Annotated in this window: 20 protein-coding genes; 9 read left to right on the top strand and 11 right to left on the bottom strand. The window is 58.1% G+C overall.

Annotation, left to right across the window (positions count from 1 at the left end; genetic code table 11):
* Nucleotides 1–43: 43 nt before the first annotated feature.
* The 9 genes from bamA to rpsB form a co-directional block, all read right to left on the bottom strand.
* The gene (gene bamA / locus QRN38_RS08445) at nucleotides 44–2431 is read right to left on the bottom strand and encodes an outer membrane protein assembly factor BamA (RefSeq protein WP_007245414.1); all 2388 of its coding nucleotides are present in this window, start codon (nucleotides 2429–2431) and stop codon (nucleotides 44–46) included.
* Nucleotides 2432–2518: 87 nt separating this feature from the next.
* On the bottom strand, nucleotides 2519–3871 hold the full coding sequence (rseP, locus tag QRN38_RS08440; RefSeq protein WP_024668427.1) for a sigma E protease regulator RseP: 1353 nt from the start codon (nucleotides 3869–3871) through the stop codon (nucleotides 2519–2521).
* 117 nt (nucleotides 3872–3988) lie between these two features.
* A complete protein-coding gene (gene ispC / locus QRN38_RS08435; RefSeq protein ID WP_005765988.1) occupies nucleotides 3989–5179 on the bottom strand; it encodes a 1-deoxy-D-xylulose-5-phosphate reductoisomerase in 1191 nt (396 codons plus the stop codon).
* Nucleotides 5176–5991 (bottom strand): phosphatidate cytidylyltransferase, encoded by an 816-nt coding sequence (locus QRN38_RS08430; protein WP_057418370.1) that lies wholly within the window; start codon nucleotides 5989–5991, stop codon nucleotides 5176–5178. Before QRN38_RS08430 ends, ispC begins: the two co-directional genes overlap by 4 nt.
* Entirely contained in the window at nucleotides 5991–6746 is a 756-nt protein-coding gene (gene uppS / locus QRN38_RS08425) for a polyprenyl diphosphate synthase (protein ID WP_005765985.1), read from the bottom strand. The genes QRN38_RS08430 and uppS overlap by 1 nt, the downstream gene beginning before the upstream one ends.
* Nucleotides 6747–6762: 16 nt before the next feature.
* Complete coding sequence (gene frr, locus QRN38_RS08420; protein WP_005765982.1) at nucleotides 6763–7320, bottom strand: ribosome recycling factor; 558 nt, start codon at nucleotides 7318–7320, stop codon at nucleotides 6763–6765.
* Complete coding sequence (gene pyrH, locus QRN38_RS08415; protein ID WP_002554728.1) at nucleotides 7317–8060, bottom strand: UMP kinase; 744 nt, start codon at nucleotides 8058–8060, stop codon at nucleotides 7317–7319. The genes frr and pyrH overlap by 4 nt, the downstream gene beginning before the upstream one ends.
* A 205-nt stretch (nucleotides 8061–8265) precedes the next feature.
* Nucleotides 8266–9129 (bottom strand): translation elongation factor Ts, encoded by an 864-nt coding sequence (gene tsf, locus QRN38_RS08410; RefSeq protein ID WP_005765978.1) that lies wholly within the window; start codon nucleotides 9127–9129, stop codon nucleotides 8266–8268.
* Between the two features lie 190 nt (nucleotides 9130–9319).
* Nucleotides 9320–10063 (bottom strand): 30S ribosomal protein S2, encoded by a 744-nt coding sequence (gene rpsB, locus QRN38_RS08405; RefSeq protein ID WP_005615972.1) that lies wholly within the window; start codon nucleotides 10061–10063, stop codon nucleotides 9320–9322.
* A gap of 312 nt (nucleotides 10064–10375) precedes the next feature.
* Between rpsB and map the strand changes: the two genes are divergently transcribed.
* From map to QRN38_RS08385, 4 genes are all read left to right on the top strand, one after another.
* Nucleotides 10376–11158: a type I methionyl aminopeptidase gene (map, locus tag QRN38_RS08400; protein WP_005765976.1), complete on the top strand. Its 783-nt coding sequence runs from the start codon at nucleotides 10376–10378 to the stop codon at nucleotides 11156–11158.
* A 66-nt stretch (nucleotides 11159–11224) separates the two neighbouring features.
* Nucleotides 11225–13921 carry a [protein-PII] uridylyltransferase gene (locus tag QRN38_RS08395; RefSeq protein WP_007245412.1) on the top strand — a complete coding sequence of 899 codons (2697 nt, stop codon included), beginning with the start codon at nucleotides 11225–11227 and terminating at the stop codon, nucleotides 13919–13921.
* Between the two features lie 102 nt (nucleotides 13922–14023).
* Nucleotides 14024–15217, top strand: a complete 1194-nt coding sequence (dapC, locus tag QRN38_RS08390) for a succinyldiaminopimelate transaminase (RefSeq protein ID WP_007245411.1) — start codon at nucleotides 14024–14026, stop codon at nucleotides 15215–15217.
* A 136-nt stretch (nucleotides 15218–15353) separates the two neighbouring features.
* On the top strand, nucleotides 15354–16202 hold the full coding sequence (locus QRN38_RS08385; RefSeq protein ID WP_057417998.1) for a matrixin family metalloprotease: 849 nt from the start codon (nucleotides 15354–15356) through the stop codon (nucleotides 16200–16202).
* 96 nt (nucleotides 16203–16298) lie between these two features.
* Here the strand turns inward: QRN38_RS08385 and QRN38_RS08380 are convergent, their stop codons facing one another.
* Nucleotides 16299–16529, bottom strand: a complete 231-nt coding sequence (locus QRN38_RS08380; RefSeq protein ID WP_003377787.1) for a hypothetical protein — start codon at nucleotides 16527–16529, stop codon at nucleotides 16299–16301.
* 232 nt (nucleotides 16530–16761) lie between these two features.
* Here QRN38_RS08380 and QRN38_RS08375 point away from each other — a divergent pair, with 232 nt between their 5' ends.
* From QRN38_RS08375 to QRN38_RS08360, 4 genes are read left to right on the top strand one after another with little or no spacing between them, the layout of a single operon-like run.
* Complete coding sequence (locus QRN38_RS08375) at nucleotides 16762–17109, top strand: ArsC family reductase (RefSeq protein ID WP_007245408.1); 348 nt, start codon at nucleotides 16762–16764, stop codon at nucleotides 17107–17109.
* A gap of 47 nt (nucleotides 17110–17156) precedes the next feature.
* A complete protein-coding gene (gene dapD / locus QRN38_RS08370) occupies nucleotides 17157–18191 on the top strand; it encodes a 2,3,4,5-tetrahydropyridine-2,6-dicarboxylate N-succinyltransferase (RefSeq protein ID WP_003377783.1) in 1035 nt (344 codons plus the stop codon).
* Nucleotides 18192–18251: 60 nt separating this feature from the next.
* Nucleotides 18252–19457 carry an aminotransferase class V-fold PLP-dependent enzyme gene (locus QRN38_RS08365; RefSeq protein WP_011103589.1) on the top strand — a complete coding sequence of 402 codons (1206 nt, stop codon included), beginning with the start codon at nucleotides 18252–18254 and terminating at the stop codon, nucleotides 19455–19457.
* Nucleotides 19454–19861, top strand: a complete 408-nt coding sequence (locus tag QRN38_RS08360; RefSeq protein WP_011103588.1) for a SufE family protein — start codon at nucleotides 19454–19456, stop codon at nucleotides 19859–19861. Before QRN38_RS08365 ends, QRN38_RS08360 begins: the two co-directional genes overlap by 4 nt.
* On the opposite strand, the gene tcdA is transcribed toward QRN38_RS08360, so the two are convergent.
* The gene (gene tcdA / locus QRN38_RS08355; protein WP_005765965.1) at nucleotides 19852–20682 is read right to left on the bottom strand and encodes a tRNA cyclic N6-threonylcarbamoyladenosine(37) synthase TcdA; all 831 of its coding nucleotides are present in this window, start codon (nucleotides 20680–20682) and stop codon (nucleotides 19852–19854) included. The two genes, QRN38_RS08360 and tcdA, sit on opposite strands and share 10 nt — an antisense overlap.
* Before the next feature lie 198 nt (nucleotides 20683–20880).
* On the opposite strand from tcdA, the gene QRN38_RS08350 reads away from it, so the two are divergent.
* The gene (locus QRN38_RS08350; RefSeq protein WP_081025357.1) at nucleotides 20881–23409 is read left to right on the top strand and encodes a glycosyltransferase family 2 protein; all 2529 of its coding nucleotides are present in this window, start codon (nucleotides 20881–20883) and stop codon (nucleotides 23407–23409) included.
* Nucleotides 23410–23424 lie beyond the last annotated feature (15 nt).

Here is a 23424-nt window from a genome sequence, read left to right as displayed (position 1 = left end):
TACAACTCCTACAAAATTCGTTGCGTTATCAAAGGTCAGACGCTTAGAAAGTCTGACCCAGGGAGAATTGGAAGACCTGGGTTTCTGCTTCGTCGTCCGGCTTCTTGATCGGCATCGCCAAGGCGAAGCTCAGAGGGCCGAGCGCAGTGATCCAGGTGACGCCGATACCCACAGAGCTGGCCATGCCGGACAGGTCGATGTTGTTGCACTCGACTTTCTTGCCGCTGGCCGTCGTCCGGGTGGAGTCACAGTTGGTATCAAATACGTTACCGACATCCCAGAACACGGAGGTGCGCAGGGAACGCTGGTCCTTGATGAACGGCAGCGGGAACATGACTTCTACGCCACCTTGTACCAGGGCGTTGCCGCCGAACGGCAGTGGATCCTGATCAGGGTCCGGATCAGTGCCTTGATTCCCCGTTACAGCCACACCACGGCTTGGCGTACTACGTGGACCAAGCGTGCTGTCCTTGAAACCACGAACCGAGTTGAAACCACCGGCATAGTAGTTCTCGTAGAACGGCAGACCCGAGGTCGAACCGTATCCGTCGCCATAACCCAGCTCGGTGTGCAGACGCAGGGTGTAGTTATCGGTGATCGGGTGGAAGTACTGAGCACGGTAATCCAGCTTGAAGAACGACAGGTCGCTGCCCGGCAAGGTGGATTCGAACACCAGGCTTTGCGAGTGACCACGGGTGGCCAATACGCCTTTGTTCAGAGTCGATTCAGACCAGCCAATCGAGCCTTTGAAGTTCAGGTACTTGTCGCCTTCTTTTTGTACGAAATCAAAGATTTCATCGACAGTGTAACGGCCGGTCTTGATCTCATCCTGCTGCACGGTCAGGCCGTAGGTCAGGCGAGAGGTTTCGCTGATCGGGTAGCCGAGGTTGATACCGGCACCCAGGCTGTCTACTGCGTAGCTTGCGACATCAACGTCGAGGTCATCGTAGTTGGTGGTGCGGTAGAACGCGCTATAACCAAGGCTGACACCGTCCGGCGTGTAGTACGGATCGACGTAGCTGAAGTTGTAACGGCTCTGGTATTCACTGCGGGTCAGGCCGATGCTGACCTTGTTACCGGTGCCGAGGAAGTTGTTCTGGCTGATCGAACCTCCCAGGATCAGACCGGCGCTTTGCGCGAAGCCGACGCTGGCAGTGATCGAGCCGGAAGCCTGCTCTTCTACTGCGTAATTCACGTCAACCTGGTCGTCGGTGCCTGGTACAGGTGGCGTTTCGACGTTGACTTCCTTGAAGAAGCCCAGACGGTCCAGACGGGTTTTCGACTGGTCGATCAGGTAGGTAGAGGCCCAGCCGCCTTCCATCTGACGCATTTCGCGGCGCAGCACTTCGTCTTCCGACTTGGTGTTGCCACGGTAGTTGATGCGGTTGACGTAAGCACGCTTGCCGGGATCGACCACGAAGGTGATATCGACAGTGTGATCTTCGTTGTTCGGGGTCGGCACGCCGTTGACGTTGGCGAAGGTATAGCCTTCGTTACCCAGACGACGGGTGATCAGCTCGGAAGTCGTGGTCATGACCTTGCGCGAGAACACCTGGCCCGGCTGCACCAGCAACAGGGATTTGACCTGATCTTCCGGCACCTTGAGGTCGCCGCTCAGCTTGACCGACTTGACGCTGTATTTTTCGCCTTCGTTGACGTTGACCGTGATGTACACGTTCTTCTTGTCAGGCGTGATCGACACCTGGGTCGAGGCGATATCCATGTTGATATAGCCGCGATCAAGGTAGTACGAACGCAGACGCTCAAGGTCACCCGAGAGTTTCTCGCGGGCGTACTTGTCGTCGTTCTTGAAGAACGACAGCCAGTTGCTGGTCTTCAGCTCGAACAGGTCGGTCAGGTCTTCATCGGAAAAGACCGTGTTGCCCACCACATTGATATGCTGGATGGAGGCAACGGTGCCTTCATTGATGTTGATCTTCAGGCCCACACGGTTGCGTGGCTGAGGAACAACCTCGGCGTCGACCTCGGCGGAGTAACGACCCTGGGCAACGTATTGACGTTGCAGCTCGTTACGCACGCCTTCGAGGGTCGCACGCTGGAAAATTTCACCCTCAGCCAGACCGGACTGTTTCAGCCCTTTCATCAGGTCTTCAGTGGAGATGGCCTTGTTGCCCTCGATTTCGATACTCGCAACCGACGGGCGTTCGACGACGTTGATGACGAGTACGTTGCCATCGCGACCCAGCTGGATATCTTGAAAGAAACCGGTTTTGAACAACGAACGGGTAGCATCGACCAGACGACCGTCATCCGCCTGCTCGCCTACGTTCAGCGGCAACGCACCAAAGACACTGCCGGCGGAAACCCGCTGCAGGCCGTTGACGCGGATATCGGAGATGGTGAAGGACTCGGCGTGAACTTCAGCGATCATCAGTGCGGAAAGAACCGCAGTTAGCAGCAGACGTTTCATGAAGTCCTTTCTTATTCCAACTGGCAATAAACAAACTGCCGCAAAATGCGGCAGATTCGCAACTCGGTAAGGCTTTTCGGCAAAGCGTTACAGTCGGCCCAGATCGTTGACCAGCGCGAGCAACATTACGCCCACCACCAGACTGATACCGATCTGTGCCCCCCAACCTTGAACCTTTTCCGAAAGGGGACGACCACGCGCCCACTCGATCAGATAAAACAACAAATGCCCCCCGTCCAGGACAGGAATGGGCAACAAATTCAGAACACCCAGGCTTATGCTCAGGTAGGCGAGGAAATTCAGAAAATCTCCAAGGCCTGACTGGGCCGAAGCGCCCGCCACTTTAGCAATGGTTATCGGTCCACTCAAGTTTTTTACCGAGAGCTCGCCGAACAACATTTTCTTGAGCGAGTCCAGGGTCAGCACGCTCATGGTCCAGGTGCGCTTTACACCCTCGACCATCGCGGCGAAAGGCCCGTAACTGACCTCGCGCAGCATTTCAGGTGGCCAATCGACAGCCTTGACACCGGCACCCAGGTAACCTGCGGCAGCCTTGCCTTCGCCTCGGGCTGCAAGGGTAACAGGTACGTCCATCTGCACGGCGTCACGCTCGATGCGTAGTGAAACTTTGGCTTCGGGACGCTCGCGCACCCGATCGACAACCTGCTGCCACTCGTTAAGGGGCTGACCGTCCATCGAAATCAGGCGATCACCTGTTTTAAGCCCCGCGCTCTGAGCCGGCCCCTTGGGGTCGATCTCTGCCAGCACCGGCAGCAAGGCCGGACGCCACGGACGGATGCCCAGGGATTTGATCGGATCAGGCTCTTCAGCGCCTTTGAGCCAGTCACTGAGCACCAGTTCGCGAGAAGTATCGACCGTCGAGCCCTGATCCCTGACCTTGAGCGCGATGGTGCCGCTTTCGCCAAGGCGGCGGACCAGTTGCAGATTGACCCCGGCCCAGCCCGATGTCGGCTCGCCATCGACAGCGACGATCTCCTGCCCGGCAGTCAGACCGGCCTGCTGAGCAATACTGCCGGACTCAACGGCACCGATGACCGGGCGAACCTGCTCGCTGCCCATCATCGCCAGCACCCAGAAGAATGCGATGGCCAGCAGGAAGTTGGCGGTAGGGCCTGCGATCACGATCGCAATGCGCTGCCCTACCGTCTTGCGGTTGAAAGACTGATCAGCCAGTTCCGGCGGAACATTGCCTTCGCGCTCGTCGAGCATCTTCACGTAACCGCCCAGAGGAATCGCAGCGACGACGTACTCAGTCCCCTGACGATCACTCCAGCGCAGCAACGGCGTGCCGAAGCCTACCGAAAAACGCAGCACCTTGACGCCACAGCGCCTGGCCACCCAAAAGTGGCCAAACTCGTGAAAGGTCACCAGCACGCCCAGCGCAACAAGGGTGCCGAGAATCATATATAAAGCGCTCATCAGCCTTCTCCGGGTACCGACTGCTCGGCCAGTGTGTTAATCATCGCAGGCCGCGAGGCCCACCCTTGACGCACCACATCAACCCTTTCATTCATATTCTGGCGTGTTGTCTGGCGCTTATCGCTCGTTTCTTTCGAGCCATTGGCCTGCCAGCAAACGCGCCTTCGCATCCGCTGCAAATACCGCATCGAGCCCTACGACCGCAGTCACAGGCTCACGATTCAGAACCTCCTCGATGATACCGGCGATTTCCAGGTAACGGATACGCCCATCGAGAAATGCCGCCACAGCCACTTCATTGGCGGCATTGAGCATGGCGGGCGCACTGCCACCAGCTTCGGCAGCCTGACGCGCCAGCCTCAGGCAAGGAAAACGCTCCTCGTCGGGCTCTTGGAAATCCAGCTGACCAATGCGAAACAGATCCAGTGGCGCGACGCCAGAGTCTACACGTGCAGGCCATGCCAGTGCATTGGCAATAGGCGTACGCATGTCGGGATTACCCAACTGGGCCAGTACCGAGCCATCAACGTAATCGACCAGCGAGTGGATCACGCTTTGAGGGTGAATCACCACCTCGACCTGATCAGGGCGTGCGTCGAACAGCCAGCAGGCTTCGATCAGCTCCAGCCCCTTGTTCATCATGGTCGCCGAATCAACCGAAATCTTGCGCCCCATTGACCAGACCGGATGAGCACAGGCCTGTTCCGGGGTCACATCCTGCAACTGCTCCAGCGGTGTTTCGCGAAACGGCCCGCCTGAGGCAGTCAACATGATGCGCCGCACACCGACAGCGCCCAGACCGCGAGCAAAATCGCCGGGCAGGCACTGGAAAATCGCATTGTGTTCGCTGTCGATCGGCAGCAGCACCGCACCGCTCTGGCGCACAGCCTGCATGAACAGGGCGCCGGACATGACCAGCGCTTCCTTGTTGGCCAGCAACACCTTCTTGCCCGCCTCGACCGCAGCCAGTGTCGGACGCAAGCCAGCCGCGCCGACGATGGCCGCCATAACCGCATCGACCATAGGATGCGCCGCCACTTCGCACAGACCGCCCTCGCCCACCAGCACTCGGGTATCGAGCCCGGCCGCCGCCAGGTCATCCTGCAGTTTTCGAGCGGCAACCTGCTCGGGCACTACCGCGTATTGCGGCGTGTGCTTGATGCACAGGGCCAGCAACTCGTCCAGACGACTGAAGCCGGTGAGCGCAAACACCTGATAAAGCGTCGGATGACGTGCAACGACATCCAGCGTGCTCAGACCAATCGAGCCGGTTGCACCCAGAATGGTAATGTGTTGCGGCCCACTCACATGACACCCCAGTCAGCGGCCCACAACAGCACGGCAAATACCGGAATGGCGGCCGTCAGGCTGTCGATGCGGTCCAGAACGCCGCCGTGCCCAGGCAGCAGATTACTGCTGTCCTTGACCCCGGACTGGCGCTTGAACATGCTTTCGGTGAGGTCACCGATCACGGAAATGAACACGATCACAGCGGCGCCCAACAGTGCGGCGATGAACTGAACGACAGTCCAGTCACGCGAAACACCGACTGCCGCGGTGATACCCAGACTGACCACCAGACCGCCGTATACGCCCTCCCAGCTTTTACCGGGACTGACCTTGGGAGCCAGCTTGCGCCTGCCGAAAGCCTTGCCGGAGAAATACGCGCCGATGTCAGCCGCCCACACCAGCACCATCACCGACAGGATCAGCCAGTTGCCCAGCGGCCATTGCTTGATGAGCACCAGCCCCTGCCACGCGGGCAGCAGGATCAGCAGACCGATCACCAGCTTGCAGGCAGCACTGGCCCAGTGACTGCTGGAATCGGGATAAGTCAGAACAAGGAAGGTCGCAACGCTCCACCAGATGACCGCCGCGACCAGTACCCAGGGTTCAAGACCCGGCAGCAGGTACATGAAAAACAGCAGCACAGCGACCAGGGCCGCGTACCCCACACGCATCGACTGGGCAGCAAAGCCCGCCAACCGCGCCCATTCCCAGGCACCCAGTACGACCACTACGCCGATAAAAAGAGCAAAGTACATGCCGGTCAGCAGGAAAAAGCCACACAGGGCGATCGGCAACAGAATGAGTGCCGTGATGATCCGTTGTTTCAGCATTAAGCCCGGGCTCCAGCTTCTACCTGTTCGCTGGTCTTACCGAAGCGACGTTGGCGAGAAGCGAAATCTGCCAGCGCGGCGCGCATGGCATCGTGTTTGAAGTCCGGCCAGAACAGGTCGGAGAAGTACAGCTCGGCGTAAGCCAGCTGCCAAAGCAGAAAATTGCTGATGCGGTGCTCGCCACCGGTGCGAATGCATAGGTCAGGCAACGGCAGATCGCCCGTTGCCAGACAGGTCTGCAGCAACTGGGGAGTGATGTCCTCCGGCTGCAGATGCCCTGCCTGAACCTCGCGCGCCAGCCGCTGGGCCGCTTGCGCGATGTCCCACTGCCCGCCGTAGTTGGCAGCGATCTGTAGCACAAAGCGGCTGTTGCCGGACGTCCGCACTTCCGCTTCACGCATCGCAGCCTGAAGCTCAGGGTGAAAGCGCGAACGGTCACCGATAATCCGCAGGCTGATGTCGTTCTCGTTCAGGCGCTTGGTTTCACGGCGCAATGCCGTGAAAAAAAGCTCCATCAACGCACCAACCTCTTCGGCCGGGCGCTGCCAGTTCTCGCTGGAGAACGCGAACAATGTCAGCACTTCAACCTTGGCTTCGGCGCAGACCTCGATAACAGCCCGCACAGCGTCGACACCCGCCTTGTGGCCAGCCACACCCGGTAACAGGCGTTTTCTGGCCCAGCGATTATTGCCATCCATGATAATCGCGACGTGGCGCGGTACCGAGGACGGTCCGGCCGATTTTATTTTTTCCATGAAAGCGTCCGAAACCTTAAACAGCCATCAGATCAGCTTCTTTCTGCTTGACCGCAACTTCGATATCCGCCACGAATTTGTCGGTCAGCTTCTGCACGTCGTCGGCAGCACGGCGCTCTTCGTCTTCGCTGATTTCCTTGTCCTTGACGAGGTCTTTCAACTGACTCAACGCGTCACGACGAATGTTACGTACGGCAACACGGGCGTCTTCGGCAGCATCACGCGCCTGCTTGGTGAAGCCCTTGCGGGTTTCCTCGGTCAGCGCAGGCATGGAGATCAACAGCAGCTCACCCAGGTTGGTGGGGTTGAAGCCCAGACCGGAGCTCTGGATAGCCTTGTCGACCGCCGCGAGCATATTGCGCTCGAAGGCCACAACCTGAAGGGTGCGCGAGTCCTTGACGGTCACGTTGGCAACCTGGCTCAGCGGGGTGTCGGCACCGTAGTAAGGGACCATGACGCCACCCAGAATGCTTGGGTGAGCCTTGCCGGTACGGATGCGGGTGAACGCGTGAGTCAGCGACTCGAGGCTCTTCTGCATGCGCGTCTGAGCGTCTTTCTTGATTTCGTTGATCATTGTTGGGCTTCCTCGATCAGGGTTCCTTCAGCGCCGCCATGGACGATATTCAGAAGGGCACCCGGCTTGTTCATGTTGAAGACGCGCAATGGCATCTTGTGATCGCGACACAGGCAGATTGCAGTCAGATCCATCACACCCAGCTTGCGATCCAGCACTTCATCGTACGTCAGATGATCGAACTTCTCGGCATTCGGGTCCTTGAACGGATCTGCGGTATACACACCATCTACCTTGGTGGCCTTGAGCACGACATCGGCGTCGATTTCAATCGCGCGCAGGCAGGCAGCCGAATCGGTGGTGAAAAACGGGTTGCCAGTACCGGCAGCAAAGATCACCACTTCTTTGGCACTGAGGTGGCGCATGGCCTTGCGACGATCATAATGATCCGTCACACCCAGCATCGAAATGGCCGACATCACGATAGCGGTGATATTAGCGCGCTCCAGCGCATCGCGCATTGCCAGGGCGTTCATCACAGTGGCCAGCATGCCCATGTGATCGCCCGTTACCCGATCCATGCCCGCAGCACTCAGTGCCGCACCACGGAACAGGTTACCGCCGCCGATGACCAGACCGACCTGAACACCGATACCGACCAGTTGGCCGACTTCCAGCGCCATGCGGTCCAGCACCTTGGGATCAATGCCGAACTCTTCCGAGCCCATCAGGGCCTCACCGCTGAGCTTGAGTAGAATGCGTTTATAGCGAGCCTGATAACCACTGCCCTGCTGAGCCATTGCGAATCTCTCCTGCGGCGTTTTCTGAAAAAAATCTGTGCTGGCTATCTCAAGCCTGCGCTTACTTTAGCTTGACGCTCGACGAGCGTCGGGAGAATGCAGCCTTGTGAGCCCAATCTCCAGGGAAAATTTCCCTTTCTCTTTCGACAAAGAGGCCGCACGCGTGAGCGGGCAGCCTCTTCGGGGCGACAGTTGAAAAACCGTCTTACTGCTTGGCAGCAGCCAGTTGAGCAGCAACTTCGTCAGCGAAGTTGTCAACTGGCTTCTCGATGCCTTCGCCTACTTTGAAGTAGGTGAAAGAAACGATTTCAGCGCCGGCTTTCTTGGCCAGATCACCGACCTTGATTTCCGGGTTCTTGACGAACGCTTGCTCGACAAGGCTGGCTTCAGCCAGGAACTTGGTGATACGGCCGCCAACCATCTTCTCGACGATTTCAGCTGGCTTGCCTTTGATCTTGTCTTCGTTCAGTTGCAGGAAGACACTCTTCTCGCGCTCGATCGCTTCGGCCGAAACTTCCGAAGGGAACAGGAACTCAGGGTTGCTTGCCGCGACGTGCATGGCGATATCTTTAGCCAGCTCGACGTTGCCGCCTTTGAGGGTAACAACCACACCGATCTTGTTGCCATGCAGGTAGCTGCCGACAACATCACCCTCGATGCGCTTCAGGCGACGAATGTTGACGTTTTCGCCAACCTTGCCGACCAGTACCAGACGTGCAGTTTCCTGAGCTTCGATCAACGGAGCCACATCAGTCAGCTTGTCAGCGAAAGCTTTTTCGACGCTTGCAGCAACGAAATTCTTGAAATCGTCCTGCAGGGCCAGGAAGTCGGTCTGCGAGTTGACTTCGATGATGACAGCAGCTTTGCCGTCGTCCTTGATGGCGATCGCGCCTTCAGCAGCAACGTTGCCTGCTTTTTTAGCGGCCTTGATCGCGCCGGAAGCACGCATGTCGTCGATTGCTTTTTCGATGTCGCCGCCAGCCTTGGTCAAGGCCTTTTTGCAATCCATCATGCCTTCGCCGGTACGCTCGCGCAGTTCTTTGACCAACGCTGCAGTAATCTCTGCCATTTCAAAATCCTCTTGGATAGGTCTTCAACCATTCCACCCGGCTCGCCGGGCGTGCAATTCTGGAAAAATCAGGGTGGCAGCAACACATGACAGCAAGGTCATGGCTACAGACCGACAAATCATTTCCTAGGTGGCAAAAAGGGGGCTAAGCCCCCTTTTCGCGTACTGAGTAAACGCCAGGCGTTTGTACTCAGCCTTCTACAGCAGCTGCAGCTGGAGCTTCTTCGACGAATACGTCGGTGCCGCCAGCAACATTGTTACGACCACGGATAACAGCGTCAGCCATCGAGCCCATGTACAGCTGGATGGCGCGGATTGCGTCATCGTTGCCCGGGATGATGTAGTCAACGCCTTCCGGGCTGCTGTTGGTATCGACAACGCCGATAACCGGGATGCCCAGCTTGTTGGCTTCGGTGATCGCGATGCGCTCGTGATCAACGTCAATAACGAACAGTGCGTCTGGCAGACCGCCCATGTCCTTGATACCACCCAGGCTGCGATCCAGTTTTTCCAGATCACGGGTGCGCATCAGGGCTTCTTTCTTGGTCAGCTTGGCGAAAGTACCGTCTTCAGCTTGTACTTCCAGCTCGCGCAGACGTTTGATCGACTGACGGATGGTCTTGAAGTTGGTCAGCATGCCGCCCAACCAGCGATGATCGACGTACGGCGAACCGCAACGTGCTGCTTCTTCAGCAACGATCTTGCCAGCGGAACGCTTGGTGCCGACGAACAGAATCTTGTTTTTGCCCGACGCCAAGCGCTCAACGAAAGTCAGAGCTTCGTTGAACATAGGCAGGGTTTTTTCAAGGTTGATGATGTGAATCTTGTTACGCGCGCCGAAAATGTATTTACCCATTTTCGGGTTCCAGTAACGGGTTTGGTGACCGAAGTGCACACCGGCCTTCAGCATATCGCGCATATTGACTTGGGACATGATAGTTCCTTGATAAGTCGGGTTAGGCCTCCACGTATCCCAATGACCAACCAGTGGCATCTGCCAAGGGCACCCAGGTCATCGTGTCGACACGTGTGTGGGTTTGTGCTTCAAGGACGGACCTTGGAAAGCGGCGCATTTTATATCACAAAAGGGAAGAGAACGGAACTCCCATCAAGTTCTTGTTTTGTCGCGCTTTTAGAGGGGCATCGATTGCCTATAGAAGGACGCGATGATCACCCGGCGCAGGCGGTCTGATAGAATCGCGCTTTTGCGCACCAGCCGCGTGCCGGACACGTCGAGAGATCCAGTATGACCATCACCCTCAAAACCCCGGAAGACATTGAAAAGATGCGCATCGCCGGCCGTCTGGCCGCCGAAGTTCTGGAAATGATCGCCCCCCATGTCAAGCCGGGCGTCACAACCGAAGAGCTGGACCGCATCTGCCACGACTACATCGTCAACGAGCAGCAGGCGATCCCGGCTCCGCTGAACTACAAAGGCTTTCCCAAGTCGATCTGCACCTCGATCAATCAGGTGGTCTGCCACGGCATCCCCGGCGACAGGAAGCTCAAGGACGGTGACTCGCTGAACATTGACGTCACAGTCATCAAGGACGGTTACCACGGCGACACCAGCAAAATGTTTCACGTCGGCACCGTCCCGGTGTGGGCCGAACGCCTGTCGAAAGTGACCCAGGAATGCCTGTACAAGGCCATCGAGATCGTCAAACCCGGCACCCATCTGGGCGACATCGGTGCGGTCATTCAGAAACACGCTGAAAAGAATGGTTTCTCTGTGGTTCGCGAGTTCTGCGGGCACGGCATCGGCAAAGTGTTTCACGAAGAGCCGCAAGTCATGCATTTCGGCGAGGCGGGCACCGGCCTTCAGCTCAAGGAAGGCATGACCTTCACCATCGAGCCGATGATCAACCAAGGCCGCGCGGAAACCAAGATCCTGGGTGACGGCTGGACCGCGATCACCAAGGACCGCAAGCTCTCGGCGCAGTGGGAACACACGCTGCTGGTGACGGCCGACGGTTACGAAATCTTCACTTTACGCAGCGACGATACCATTGCACAAAAGGCTCCCTGACCCCAGCCTGCGTGGCCGAACGCTCGATATCACTCTCGCACAGCTCGACACGAGGAATGCCGTTCCATGCCGCAAGTAGATCCAGACCTGTTCGATCGCGGCCAGTTTCAGGCCGAACTGGCCTTGAAGGCCAGCCCCATCGCTGCGTTCAAGAAAGCGATCCGCAGAGCAAGAGACGTCCTCGATAACCGGTTCAGGTCGGGCCGTGATATCCGCCGCCTGATCGAGGATCGTGCCTGGTTCGTGGACAACATCCTGCAACAGGCCTGGGATCAGTTCGAATGGAGCGAAGACGCCGACATCGCCCTGCTGGCAGTCGGCGGCTACGGTCGCGGCGAGCTGCACCCGTACTCGGACATCGACCTGCTGATTTTGCTGGAAAGCGATGATCACGAAGTTTTCCGCGAACCTATCGAGCGTTTTCTGACGCTGCTGTGGGATATAGGCCTGGAAGTGGGACAAAGCGTACGCTCCGTCGATGAGTGCGCGCAGGAAGGCCGAGCCGATCTGACGGTGATCACCAACCTGATGGAAAGCCGCACCATCGCCGGCCCCGAGCATCTGCGTCAGCGCATGCTGGAAGTCACCAGCACGCAGCACATGTGGCCGAGCAAGGAATTTTTCCTGGCCAAGCACGCAGAGCAGAAAAAGCGTCACCACAAGTACAACGACACCGAGTACAACCTCGAACCCAACGTCAAAGGCTCGCCCGGTGGCCTGCGCGATATTCAGACCATTCTCTGGGTGGCGCGGCGCCAGTACGGCACCCTCAACCTGCACGCGCTGGCAGGCGAAGGCTTTCTGCTGGGCAGCGAAAACGCACTGCTGGCCTCCTCTCAGGAGTTTCTCTGGAAAGTGCGCTACGCCCTGCACATGCTGGCCGGACGATCCGAAGACCGGTTGTTGTTCGATTATCAGGTTCGCATCGCCGGGCTGCTGGGCTATGAAGACAACGATGCCAAACTGGCCATCGAGCGCTTCATGCAGAAGTACTACCGCGTGGTCATGAGCATCGCGGAGCTGAGCGATCTGATCATTCAGCATTTTGAAGAAGTGATTCTCTCCGACGACGACGGCACCCCCCAGCCGATCAACTCGCGCTTCCAGTTGCACGACGGCTATATAGAAGCAACGAACCCGAACGTCTTCAGGCGCACGCCGTTCGCCATGCTCGAGATCTTCGTGCTGATGGCCCAGCACCCGGAGATAAAGGGCGTGCGTGCCGACACGATTCGGCTGCTGCGTGAGCACCGGCACCTGATCAACGATGACTTTCGCAACGATATTCGCAACACCAGCCTGTTCATCGAGCTGTTCAAGTGCGAAATCGGTATCCATCGCAACCTGCGCCGCATGAACCGCTATGGCATTCTCGGCCTGTACCTGCCGGAGTTCGGCCACATCGTCGGGCAGATGCAGCATGACCTGTTCCACATCTATACCGTCGATGCGCACACGCTGAATCTCATCAAGCACCTGCGCAAGCTGCAGTACACCGAGGTCTCCGAGAAATTCCCACTGGCCAGCAAAATCATGGCCCGCCTGCCGAAACCGGAATTAATCTATCTGGCCGGGCTGTACCACGACATCGGCAAGGGCCGTGGCGGCGACCACTCGGAGCTTGGTGCCGTCGACGCACAGGCCTTTGGCACGCGCCATCACCTGCCAGCCTGGGACAACCGGCTTATCGTCTGGCTGGTGAGCAACCACCTGGTGATGTCCACGACCGCGCAGCGCAAGGACCTTTCCGATCCGCAGGTCATCCACGATTTCGCCCAGTTCGTGGGCGATGAAGTACATCTGGACTACCTGTATGTGCTGACCGTCGCCGACATCAACGCGACCAACCCGACCCTCTGGAATTCATGGCGCGCCAGCCTGTTGCGCCAGTTGTACACCGAGACCAAGCGCGCCTTGCGTCGCGGCCTCGAAAACCCGGTTGACCGTGAAGAGCAGATTCGCCGTACCCAGACTGCCGCGCTGGACATTCTGGTGCGCAGCGGTACCGACCCTGATGACGTCGAGCAACTCTGGTCAGCGTTGGGCGATGACTACTTTCTGCGCCACACCGCCGGCGATGTGGCCTGGCACAGTGACGCGATCCTGCAGCAGCCTGCCGATGGCGGCCCGCTGGTGCTGATCAAGGAAACCACGCAGCGTGAATTCGAGGGCGGCACCCAGATATTCATCTATGCGCCGGACCAGCACGACTTCTTCGCCGTGACCGTGGCCGCGATGGACCAACTGAACCTGAACATTCATGACGCGCGCATCATCACGTCCAGCAGCCAGTTCACACTCGACACCTACATCGTACTGGATCACGAGGGCGGCTCGATCGGCAACAATCCGGAACGCATTCAGGACATCCGCGACGGCCTGACCGAAGCGCTGCGCAACCCGGACGATTACCCGACGATCATCAAGCGTCGCGTGCCCCGCCAGCTCAAGCACTTTGCCTTCGCTCCGCAGGTCACCATTCACAACGACGCCCAGCGCCCGGTAACGGTGCTCGAACTGCTGGCACCCGACCGGCCGGGCCTGCTGGCACGCATTGGCAAGATTTTCCTGGAGTTCGACCTGTCATTGCAGAACGCCAAGATTGCAACCCTGGGCGAACGTGTGGAAGACGTTTTCTTCATCACCGACGCCAACAATCAGCCGCTGTCCGATCCGCAATTGTGCAGCCAGCTGCAGGAGGCCATCGTCAAGCAACTGAGCGTCAACTCAGAGCCCGGCGGCGACCTGCGGATCAGCATATGAACACTGGGGTCTGCTCCCGTTTCATCGCGAGCCGCGATGAAACGGGAGCAGACCCCAGGCCAACCGAATCGACTCAACGCAGCTCATTGAGGAACACGTTCCATGAATAACGCCATGCAACTGCTTCAGCCCTACCCTTTCGAGAAGCTGCGCGCTTTGCTGGGAAGCGTAACGCCCAACCCCGAAAAACGCCCGGTGGCGCTGTCCATTGGCGAGCCGAAGCATCGCTCACCCGATTTCGTTGCCAAGGCTCTGGCAGACAACCTTGATCAGATGGCGGTTTACCCCACCACACTGGGCATACCCGCGCTGCGCGAGGCCATTGCCGGCTGGTGCAACCGTCGATTCGGCGTGCCGCAGGGCTGGATCGATCCGGCGCGCAACGTATTACCGGTCAACGGGACACGCGAAGCCCTGTTCGCCTTTACCCAGACAGTCGTCAATCGTAGCGATGACGGCCTAGTGGTCAGCCCGAACCCGTTCTATCAGATCTACGAAGGCGCGGCTTTTCTGGCAGGTGCTCAACCGCACTATCTGCCATGCCTGAGCGACAATGGCTTCAACCCTGATTTCGATGCAGTCGACGCGGACATCTGGAAGCGCTGCCAGATCCTGTTTCTGTGCTCGCCGGGCAACCCGACCGGCGCGCTGATCCCGGTTGAAACCCTGAAAAAACTCATCGCGCTGGCTGACGAACACGACTTCGTCATTGCCGCAGACGAGTGCTACAGCGAACTGTACTTCGACGAACAGACCCCGCCGCCGGGCCTGCTCAGCGCCTGCGTCGAACTGGGTCGCCAGGACTTCAAGCGCTGCGTGGTGTTCCACAGCCTGTCCAAGCGCTCCAACCTGCCGGGCCTGCGTTCGGGGTTTGTGGCGGGCGACGCAGAGATCCTCAAGGCCTTCCTGCTGTATCGCACTTACCACGGCTGCGCAATGCCGGTGCAAACCCAACTGGCCAGCATCGCCGCCTGGAATGACGAAGAGCATGTTCGCGCCAATCGTGACCTGTATCGCGAGAAATTCGATGCCGTGCTCGACATCCTCGCCCCGGTGCTGGATGTACAACGCCCGGACGGAGGCTTCTACCTGTGGCCGAATGTCGGCACCGATGACGCTGCATTCTGTCGCGACCTGTTCGTCGATCAGCATGTCACCGCAGTGCCGGGCTCGTACCTTTCGCGGGAAGTGGACGGCGTCAACCCGGGCGCTGGCCGAGTGCGTCTGGCGCTGGTAGCGCCGCTGGCCGAGTGTATCGAGGCTGCCGAACGCATCCGCGCATTCGTGCTCAAGTAAAACACTCGCCTCGCCGCATGCAATGTGCGGCGGGGTAACAATGTGCGGCGGAGTAATTAGTTACCACCTGCTACGCCCTGCCTGACAGTACCTTCAACCTTCATTTATCACGCTTCCTGACAGGAGGCGAACCACCATGAAGGTCAATCATATGTCCGCACAATCCGCCCTCCAGAGCATAAAGCTGCCTGCATCCTGCGCCATGCGCAGCGCAGAGAATCATCAGGCATCGTACGAAGCCGCCATTGGCGAAACGCTGGCCAATGCAGCAATCACCCCGACCTACGAATCAGAAACGGGCTACGACACCGACGACTCAAAGCATCTGGCCCGACTCCTGGTTTCGTTCACCAAATACTGGGCACGCGGGCGAACCCTGAAAATTCTCTTTCAGAAAAATCCGCCAGCCATCCTGACAGCCCCTATCGTCGAAGCTGCAAAAAAATGGCTGCCTCATATAAACCTGAAATTCGAGTTCGTCACAGACGGAACGAGCGATATCCGAATCGGCTTCAATGAACATCTGAACTGGAGCGCCATAGGGACAGACGCCCTGCTGGCCGGGCAAAACGAGCCCACCATGGAATTCAACGTCAAGGAGCTGTACACGGCAGAGCTAAGCCCCCTGCCAGAATTGACACGCATTGTGCTCCATGAATTCGGGCACGCTCTGGGCGCTGTCCACGAGCATCAGCATCCCCAGGCGAATATTCCCTGGAACGAGCCGCTTTTGCGCCCATTGCTTTTGCAAACCGGGTTGAGTGACGAAGAGATCAATACCAACTTTTTCGACAGGTACGAAGCCGCGGACTTTCACTATTCCGCTTACGACCGCGACTCCGTCATGCATTTCGATATCCCCAACGGCCTGACCCTGGGCGACTTCGAGATCATCAACGTCGGCAAGACGCTCAGCCCCAAAGACATCGAAGTGATGAGCGCTATCTACCCGGATCGCGCCAATTCGAAATTCGACACGCCATAAAAAAGCCTGCGAGGCTGGCATCCACAGCCGGCAAGCAATGGAGCGCCACGTACTTCCATCAGTGAAGTGTGGCGCGACAGCTTCTGTAACTCCAGGTTACTGGCGGGTTCGCATCCTTTCTGCCACCCACCCAACCGCCCAGCTCACAGGGTCGTGGGACTGCATGGGCATCAGCGGTTTGCCTTCGCGCGCCGCCAGCCTGCCCTCTGCCTCGGCCTGGGCGTGAATCCAGATGGTGCTCTGTTTGAAGCCCTCGGCACGCTGACGTTCCCTGTAATAGCGCTGCCGGACAAGTGCCTCCTGACGCTTCTTATCTTGTTCAGACATAACGCGACCCAGTATTAAAGTTGAACGTCATCATTATCCGGCGCGGCTTATCACTCAAGCTGATGACGGTGAAATTTTCTTAATGATAGTCATTGATGTTACCTATCCTCATTCAGTCGCCAGATCTACGCGGCGCAGCGTCGAGTTGAATGACGTGGCATAATGTGCGGCTAAATTGCAAGGAGAAGCAGTGGGGAGTATCGAGCAAGATCAGCCACCCCACCCTAAAACAATGACTTACACTCTGTTTGGCATCAAAGCCTGCGACACGATGAAAAAGGCCCGTACCTGGCTTGACGAGCATTCCGTGAGCTACGAATTTCATGATTACAAGACACAGGCCATTGATCGCGAACACCTGTCGCAATGGTGCGATGAACATGGATGGCAGGTCGTACTGAACCGCGCCGGCACCACGTTTCGCAAGCTCGATGACGGACAAAAGGCCGATCTCGACCAGGCGAAAGCCATCGAACTGATGCTCGCGCAGCCGTCCATGATCAAGCGCCCGGTGCTTGATCTGGGCAATAAAACCCTGATCGGCTTCAAACCTGACCTGTATGCAGCGGCTTTACAGTAAGCCCAAGCGCTACTGAAAGCCCCTTGATAAAGTTAAGAGGTATTTGCATGTCCACTACTCTGTTCAGCCTGGCCTTCGGCGTCGGCACTCAAAATCGTCAAGGCGCGTGGCTGGAAGTGTTCTACGCCCAGCCATTGATCAACCCGTCGGCAGCGCTGGTCGCGGCCATCGCACCTGTTCTGGGTTACACAGACGGCAACAAGGCGATCACCTTCAACGTCGATATGGCTTACAAGCTGGCCGAAGCGGTAAAACCGGTAGACGCGACCCAGGCTGCACTGCTGACTCGTCTGGCTGAAAGCCAGAAGCCACTGGTTGCAACGCTGCTGGCTGAAGACGCAACGCTGACGTCGACCCCCGAGGCATACCTCAAGCTGCACCTGCTGTCGCATCGCCTGGTCAAGCCGCACGGCCTGAATCTGGCGGGTATCTTCCCGCTGCTGCCTAACGTTGCCTGGACCAGTCAGGGCGCGGTCGATCTGGCCGAACTGGCCGAACGCCAACTTGAAGCACGCCTCAAGGGCGAGCTGCTGGAAGTGTTCTCGGTCGATAAATTCCCGAAAATGACCGACTACGTCGTGCCAAGTGGCGTGCGTATCGCCGACAGCGCTCGGGTGCGCCTGGGCGCCTACATCGGCGAAGGCACCACCGTGATGCACGAAGGCTTCGTCAACTTCAATGGCGGCACCGAAGGCCCGGGCATGATCGAAGGCCGCGTTTCCGCAGGCGTATTCGTCGGCAAGGGTTCGGACCTGGGCGGCGGTTGCTCGACCATGGGTACGTTGTCCGGTGGTGGCAACATCATCATCAAGGTCGGCGAAGGCTGCCTGATCGGTGCCAACGCCGGTATCGGCATCCCGTTGGGCGATCGCAACACCGTTGAATCGGGCCTGTACGTGACCGCAGGCACCAAGGTTGCGCTGCTCGATGAAAACAACGCGCTGGTCAAGATCGTCAAGGCCCGCGAGCTGGCGGGTCAAAACGATCTGCTGTTCCGTCGCAACTCGCAGACCGGCGCCGTGGAATGCAAAACCCACAAGTCGGCCATTGAGCTGAACGAAGCACTGCACGCTCATAACTGATGCTGTGCGCGGACTCAACGCTATCCAGCATTGAGTCCGCCCCCACAGTCTGGACGAACAATGCCCCTCCTCTCTCCTTGGCGCGCCGATTTTCCGGCCATCGCCGCACTGCAACGGCAAGGCCAGACGTATCTGGACAACGCCGCCACCACGCAAAAACCGCAGGCGCTGATTGATGCCCTGACTCATTACTACACCAACGGTGCCGCCAATGTGCATCGCGCCCAGCATTTGCCCGGCGCGCACGCTACCCAGGCGTTCGAGGCCAGCCGCCTCAAAGCCGCCCACTGGCTGAATGCCGGCGAAAGCGGGCAGATCATCTTCACCCACGGTGCCACTTCTGCGCTTAACCTGCTCGCCTACGGGCTGGAGCATGAATTTACTGCGGGCGACGAGATCGCCCTCAGTGCCCTGGAACACCACGCCAACCTGTTGCCATGGCAGCAACTGGCTCAGCGCCGCGACCTGAAACTGGTGATTCTGCCGCTTGATCGCGACGGCGTGATCGACCTGGACGCTGCGACCAGCCTGATCGGACCACGCACGCGCCTGCTGGCGGTCAGCCAGCTTTCCAACGTGCTCGGCACCTGGCAACCGCTGGCGCGCCTGATCGCCCTGGCTAAGGCACAAGGTGCACTGACGGTGGTCGACGGTTCGCAAGGCGTGGTGCACGGTCGCCACGACGTTCAGGCATTGGGCTGCGACTTCTATGTATTTTCCAGCCACAAGCTTTATGGCCCGGAAGGACTCGGCGTGCTGTACGGGCGCAACGACGCACTGCCAAGCCTGACGCACTGGCAGTTCGGCGGCGAAATGGTGCTGACTGCCGACTATCAGCACGCGAAATTTCGTCCTGCACCGCTGGGCTTCGAGGCGGGCACGCCGCCCATCGCCAGCGTGATCGGCCTCGGCGCCACGCTGGACTATCTGGACAGCCTCGACCATCAGGCGGTTGCTGAACACGAAGCCAGGCTGCACCGCCGCCTGCTGGAAGGCTTGCAACAGCGCGATGGCATACAAGTGCTGGGCGCACCAGACCTGGCATTGGTCAGCTTTGTCGTGGACGGCGTGCACAATGCCGATCTTGCGCATTTACTGACCGAACAGGGCGTCGCTGTGCGTGCCGGTCATCATTGCGCGATGCCGCTGCTCAAGACGCTTGGCTTGCCTGGCGCAATTCGGGTTTCGTTGGCGCTGTACAACGATTCGGATGACCTGCTGCGGTTCTTCAGCGCACTGGATCAGGCGCTGGAGCTGCTTCGATGAGTCTTCCTGCGCAGGCCCAAACCGCTCTGGAAACCTTCGTGCAAGCGCAGAGTTGGGAACAGCGCGCGCGCCTGCTCATGCAATGGGGTGATCGTCTGCCGCCCCTGGGCGACGCCGAGAAATCCGACGAGCATCTGGTTCACGGCTGCGAAAGCAAGGTCTGGCTGACTGGCGAGGTCGGCACCGATGGCTGGCGCTTTCGTGCCAGCAGCGACGCAAGGCTGATTCGCGGGCTGGTGGCGCTGCTGCTCGCGCGCGTCAACGGGCTGTCAGCCCAGGAGGTGCAAGCCGTGGACTTGCCTGACTGGTTCAATCAACTGGGCCTCGGACGCCAGCTTTCACCTTCGCGCAGCAACGGCCTGAATGCCGTGCTGCAGAAGATGCGTGAATTGACTCAAGCCTGATTGGCCGTCACAGCCGCCGGTTTTGCACGTTCGGACGGCCGCCGTGTGCCGGCAACCAGTTTGTCGACGGCGCGAGTGGCGGCGATCATGCCGAAGGTGGCGGTCACCATCATCACAGCACCAAAGCCACCGGCACAGTCCAGCTTGACGCCATCACCAATGAACTTCTTTTCCAGACAAATGCTGCCGTCAGGCTTGGGATAGCGCAGTTGCTCGGTGGAAAACACGCAAGGCACGCTGTAATGGCGGTTCGGGGTGCGTGAAAAGCCGTAATCGCGACGCAAGGTGGAACGCACCTTGGAAGCCAGCGGGTCATTGAACGTGCGGTTCAGGTCAGCGATCTGGATCAGCGTCGGGTCGATCTGCCCGCCCGCCCCGCCGGTAGTGACCATTTGAATCTTGCGTCGTTTGCACCAGGAGATCAGCGCAGCCTTGGCATTGACGCTGTCGATGCAGTCGATCACAAAGTCCATGTCCGGGGTAATGCACTCGGCCATCGTGTCGCGCGTCACGAAATCAGACACCGCATGCACGACGCAATCAGGGTTGATCGCCCGGATGCGCTCGGCCATCACCTCGACCTTGGGCCGCCCCACGGTCGTGTCCAGCGCGTGTAGCTGGCGGTTGCTGTTGCTGACACAGACGTCGTCCATGTCGAACAGCGAAATCTCGCCAACGCCACTGCGCGCCATGGCTTCCGCCGCCCACGAGCCCACGCCGCCGATGCCAACGATCGCTACATGAGCCGCGCGCAGGCGTGCCAGCCCCTCAATGCCGTATAAACGGGCGATGCCTGCGAAACGTGGATCGTCTGTGCTCATGATCAATACCCCGAAAACCGGCGCGCATTATAGGGGGTTGTCGAGGGTTAGGACACCCGGCTTGTTACCCGGTCGCGATCAGCGCTGAGGGTGCAAAAAACCTTTGTTTAGCAGCGAAAACGCAGAAAAGAGTCTAAGTGCCGACCACACCTGGTACCTCGATGCCGCTAGGGTTAATAGACGCGACAGGAAGTCGCGATGTCGATATACCGCATGGAGCACAGTTTAGACATGAATAAAAAAATATCAGACGCTCCAATCTGGCCGGTCAACTCATTCAAATCCGTCGTGACCAAAGTCCCGGACTGGCCTGACAGCATCTCGGGCCTTGCCTATAACCCCTTTCGTCCCGGACAAAGTCCCTACAAGCACATCTATCCGACCCGCGAGCAAATCAAAGAAGACTTGCTGCTGATCCGCCCGTTGACTCGACATGTAAGAACCTACTCGGTCGAGCAGACGCTGGCCTGTATTCCCGAAATAGCCGAAGAACTCGGCATGAGTGTCACACTCGGCATATGGATAGGCTGGGACGAAAAACGCAATGATCGGGAACTGATCGAGGGCGTGAAGCTTGCCAATCAGTATCCCAGCGTCCGGCGTCTGATCATCGGAAATGAAACATTACTGCGCAATGACGTCACCGTCAGCCAACTGATCGATTACATGCAAACGGCACGACAAAGTGTCAACGTTCCGATTTCAACCTCAGAGGGATGGCAACAGTGGCACGATACGCCGGAACTGGCTGATCACGCAGACTTCATCGCGGCGCATGTCTTGCCATTCAGGGAGTTCGTTCCAGTCACCCAGGCAGGCTCTGCAGTTCTCGCACGGGCGAACGAATTGAGGCTGATGTTTCCCGAAAAACCGCTGATACTTTCCGAGATTGGCTGGCCAGACAAAGGCAACTTCAGAAGACGCACCACCGCCTACGTCGCCGAACAGTCAATTTACCTGCGCAGCCAGCTCGCGCTGTTGAACCAGAGTGGCCTCGACTACTTTGTCAGAGAGGCATTTGATCAACAATGGAAAACTGAGGAAGGGTTGCCGGGGCCTCACTGGGGCCTGTTCGATGCCCAGCGAAAGATAAAGTTACCACTGCAAGGCCCAGTGAAAATACGGGCCAGCTGGCGATCAGAAGTTCCGAGATTGGTCGCCGATTGGCAGCCCGACAACTGGCGAACAACCGTATTGATTTTTGCTGCGTTGTACACATTATTGGTAGGCGTTGGCATAAGTTACGCACAGCCCTTATCGATGTGGGTGGCTTTGCCCATCGCCTTGGTGTGGGTGACCAGCTTACTGATCGGCACGGGGATACAGGGTTACGAGTTCCTCGAATCATGCTGGGGACCGGAGAAACCGCGATCTTTTCCTCCGTTAAGAGCTTACCCGGGGCCGTTACCCAAAGTGTCCATACACGTACCGTGCTACAACGAACCTCCCGACATGGTGAAGCTGACGCTCGACGCATTACAACGCCTGGACTATCCGAACTTTGAGGTTCTGATCATCGACAACAACACTCAAGACCCGGAAGTCTGGGAGCCCATTGAGCAGTACTGCAGGCAACTGGGACCTCGCTTCCGGTTCTTTCATGTCAATCCACTTAGCGGGTTCAAGTCGGGCGCACTGAACTACCTGCTGGACTACACCGCCAAGGATGCCGAAATAGTAGCGGCGATCGATGCTGATTATTGCGTGCACCGGCATTGGCTCAAGCATATGGCCCCCTATTTTGCGTGCCCGGATATAGCGGTTATCCAAGTACCGCAAGACTACCGTGATGGCGACGACAGCCTGTTCAAACGTTGCTGCCAGGCCGAGTATCGCGTTTTTTTCAATATTGGCATGGTCATCCGCAACGACCACGACGCAATCATTCAGCACGGCACCATGACCCTGATTCGCAATTCGGTGTTGCAGCGACTGCGCTGGGCAGAATGGAGCATCTGCGAAGATGCCGAGCTCGGACTGCGGATACTGGAGAACGGTTTTTCCACCGGCTATGTCGCCATCAGCTATGGCAAGGGACTGATCCCGGATACATTCATGGACTTCAAGAAACAACGGTATCGCTGGGCTTACGGTGTCATCCAGATACTCAAACGACATACTGGAAGCCTGATCGCAGGTACGTGCGAGGCCTTGACGCCAATACAGCGCTATCACTTCATTGCCGGCTGGATGCCTTGGATTGCAGGGGGAATAAATTACTTTCTGGCTATCGCTGTGCTTCTCTGGTCAATGGCAATGATCATTCAACCCGACACACTCGAACCTGTGCCGTGGATATTTTCATCCTCATTACTGTTGATGTTTGTTCTGGGCGTTTGCAAAGCGATCAGCCTTTATCAACGATTGGCCAGCACCGACATCAAAGACGCCTTCGCAGCCATAATTGCGAGCATGGCGCTGTACTCGGTTGTAGGCAAGGCCGTGCTTTCATCGGCATTCACCTCAGGATTGCCGTTCTTTCGCACTCCCAAGCAGACCTCTGGCAGCGGGCTCGGCAAGGCCCTGCTGGACGTCCGGGAAGATCTGTACATGGCCGTGGTCTGGTGGGTCATGACGGTATCGCTGTGCTTCCGAAAAGAGGCTATCGGTCCGGACCTTGGATTCTGGGTGGCGATAATGTTCGCCCAGTCATTGCCTTACGTAGCCGCCATGATCATGGCAATACTGTCGGCTCTCGCAAACCGCCCTTCACGCTCCACAACCTGACATATCCACAGGGCA

It is taken from the genome of Pseudomonas sp. CFBP2511, assembly GCF_030209255.1.
GTDB classification, from domain to species: domain Bacteria; phylum Pseudomonadota; class Gammaproteobacteria; order Pseudomonadales; family Pseudomonadaceae; genus Aquipseudomonas; species Aquipseudomonas avellanae.
The sequence above is the reverse complement of the archived record's forward strand: the minus strand, read 5'-3'. Positions and strand labels throughout refer to the sequence as shown.

Excerpts from the sequence above, each read along its gene's own strand:
- bamA (WP_007245414.1), bottom strand. The coding sequence starts at position 2,431 with ATGAAACGTCTGCTGCTAACTGCGGTTCTTTCCGCACTGATGATCGCT.
- rseP (WP_024668427.1), bottom strand. The coding sequence starts at position 3,871 with ATGAGCGCTTTATATATGATTCTCGGCACCCTTGTTGCGCTGGGCGTG.
- QRN38_RS08430 (WP_057418370.1), bottom strand. The coding sequence starts at position 5,991 with ATGCTGAAACAACGGATCATCACGGCACTCATTCTGTTGCCGATCGCC.
- uppS (WP_005765985.1), bottom strand. The coding sequence starts at position 6,746 with ATGGAAAAAATAAAATCGGCCGGACCGTCCTCGGTACCGCGCCACGTC.
- frr (WP_005765982.1), bottom strand. The coding sequence starts at position 7,320 with ATGATCAACGAAATCAAGAAAGACGCTCAGACGCGCATGCAGAAGAGC.
- pyrH (WP_002554728.1), bottom strand. The coding sequence starts at position 8,060 with ATGGCTCAGCAGGGCAGTGGTTATCAGGCTCGCTATAAACGCATTCTA.
- tsf (WP_005765978.1), bottom strand. The coding sequence starts at position 9,129 with ATGGCAGAGATTACTGCAGCGTTGGTCAAAGAACTGCGCGAGCGTACC.
- rpsB (WP_005615972.1), bottom strand. The coding sequence starts at position 10,063 with ATGTCCCAAGTCAATATGCGCGATATGCTGAAGGCCGGTGTGCACTTC.
- map (WP_005765976.1), top strand. The coding sequence starts at position 10,376 with ATGACCATCACCCTCAAAACCCCGGAAGACATTGAAAAGATGCGCATC.
- QRN38_RS08395 (WP_007245412.1), top strand. The coding sequence starts at position 11,225 with ATGCCGCAAGTAGATCCAGACCTGTTCGATCGCGGCCAGTTTCAGGCC.
- dapC (WP_007245411.1), top strand. The coding sequence starts at position 14,024 with ATGAATAACGCCATGCAACTGCTTCAGCCCTACCCTTTCGAGAAGCTG.
- QRN38_RS08385 (WP_057417998.1), top strand. The coding sequence starts at position 15,354 with ATGAAGGTCAATCATATGTCCGCACAATCCGCCCTCCAGAGCATAAAG.
- QRN38_RS08380 (WP_003377787.1), bottom strand. The coding sequence starts at position 16,529 with ATGTCTGAACAAGATAAGAAGCGTCAGGAGGCACTTGTCCGGCAGCGC.
- QRN38_RS08375 (WP_007245408.1), top strand. The coding sequence starts at position 16,762 with ATGACTTACACTCTGTTTGGCATCAAAGCCTGCGACACGATGAAAAAG.
- dapD (WP_003377783.1), top strand. The coding sequence starts at position 17,157 with ATGTCCACTACTCTGTTCAGCCTGGCCTTCGGCGTCGGCACTCAAAAT.
- QRN38_RS08365 (WP_011103589.1), top strand. The coding sequence starts at position 18,252 with ATGCCCCTCCTCTCTCCTTGGCGCGCCGATTTTCCGGCCATCGCCGCA.
- QRN38_RS08360 (WP_011103588.1), top strand. The coding sequence starts at position 19,454 with ATGAGTCTTCCTGCGCAGGCCCAAACCGCTCTGGAAACCTTCGTGCAA.
- tcdA (WP_005765965.1), bottom strand. The coding sequence starts at position 20,682 with ATGAGCACAGACGATCCACGTTTCGCAGGCATCGCCCGTTTATACGGC.
- QRN38_RS08350 (WP_081025357.1), top strand. The coding sequence starts at position 20,881 with ATGTCGATATACCGCATGGAGCACAGTTTAGACATGAATAAAAAAATA.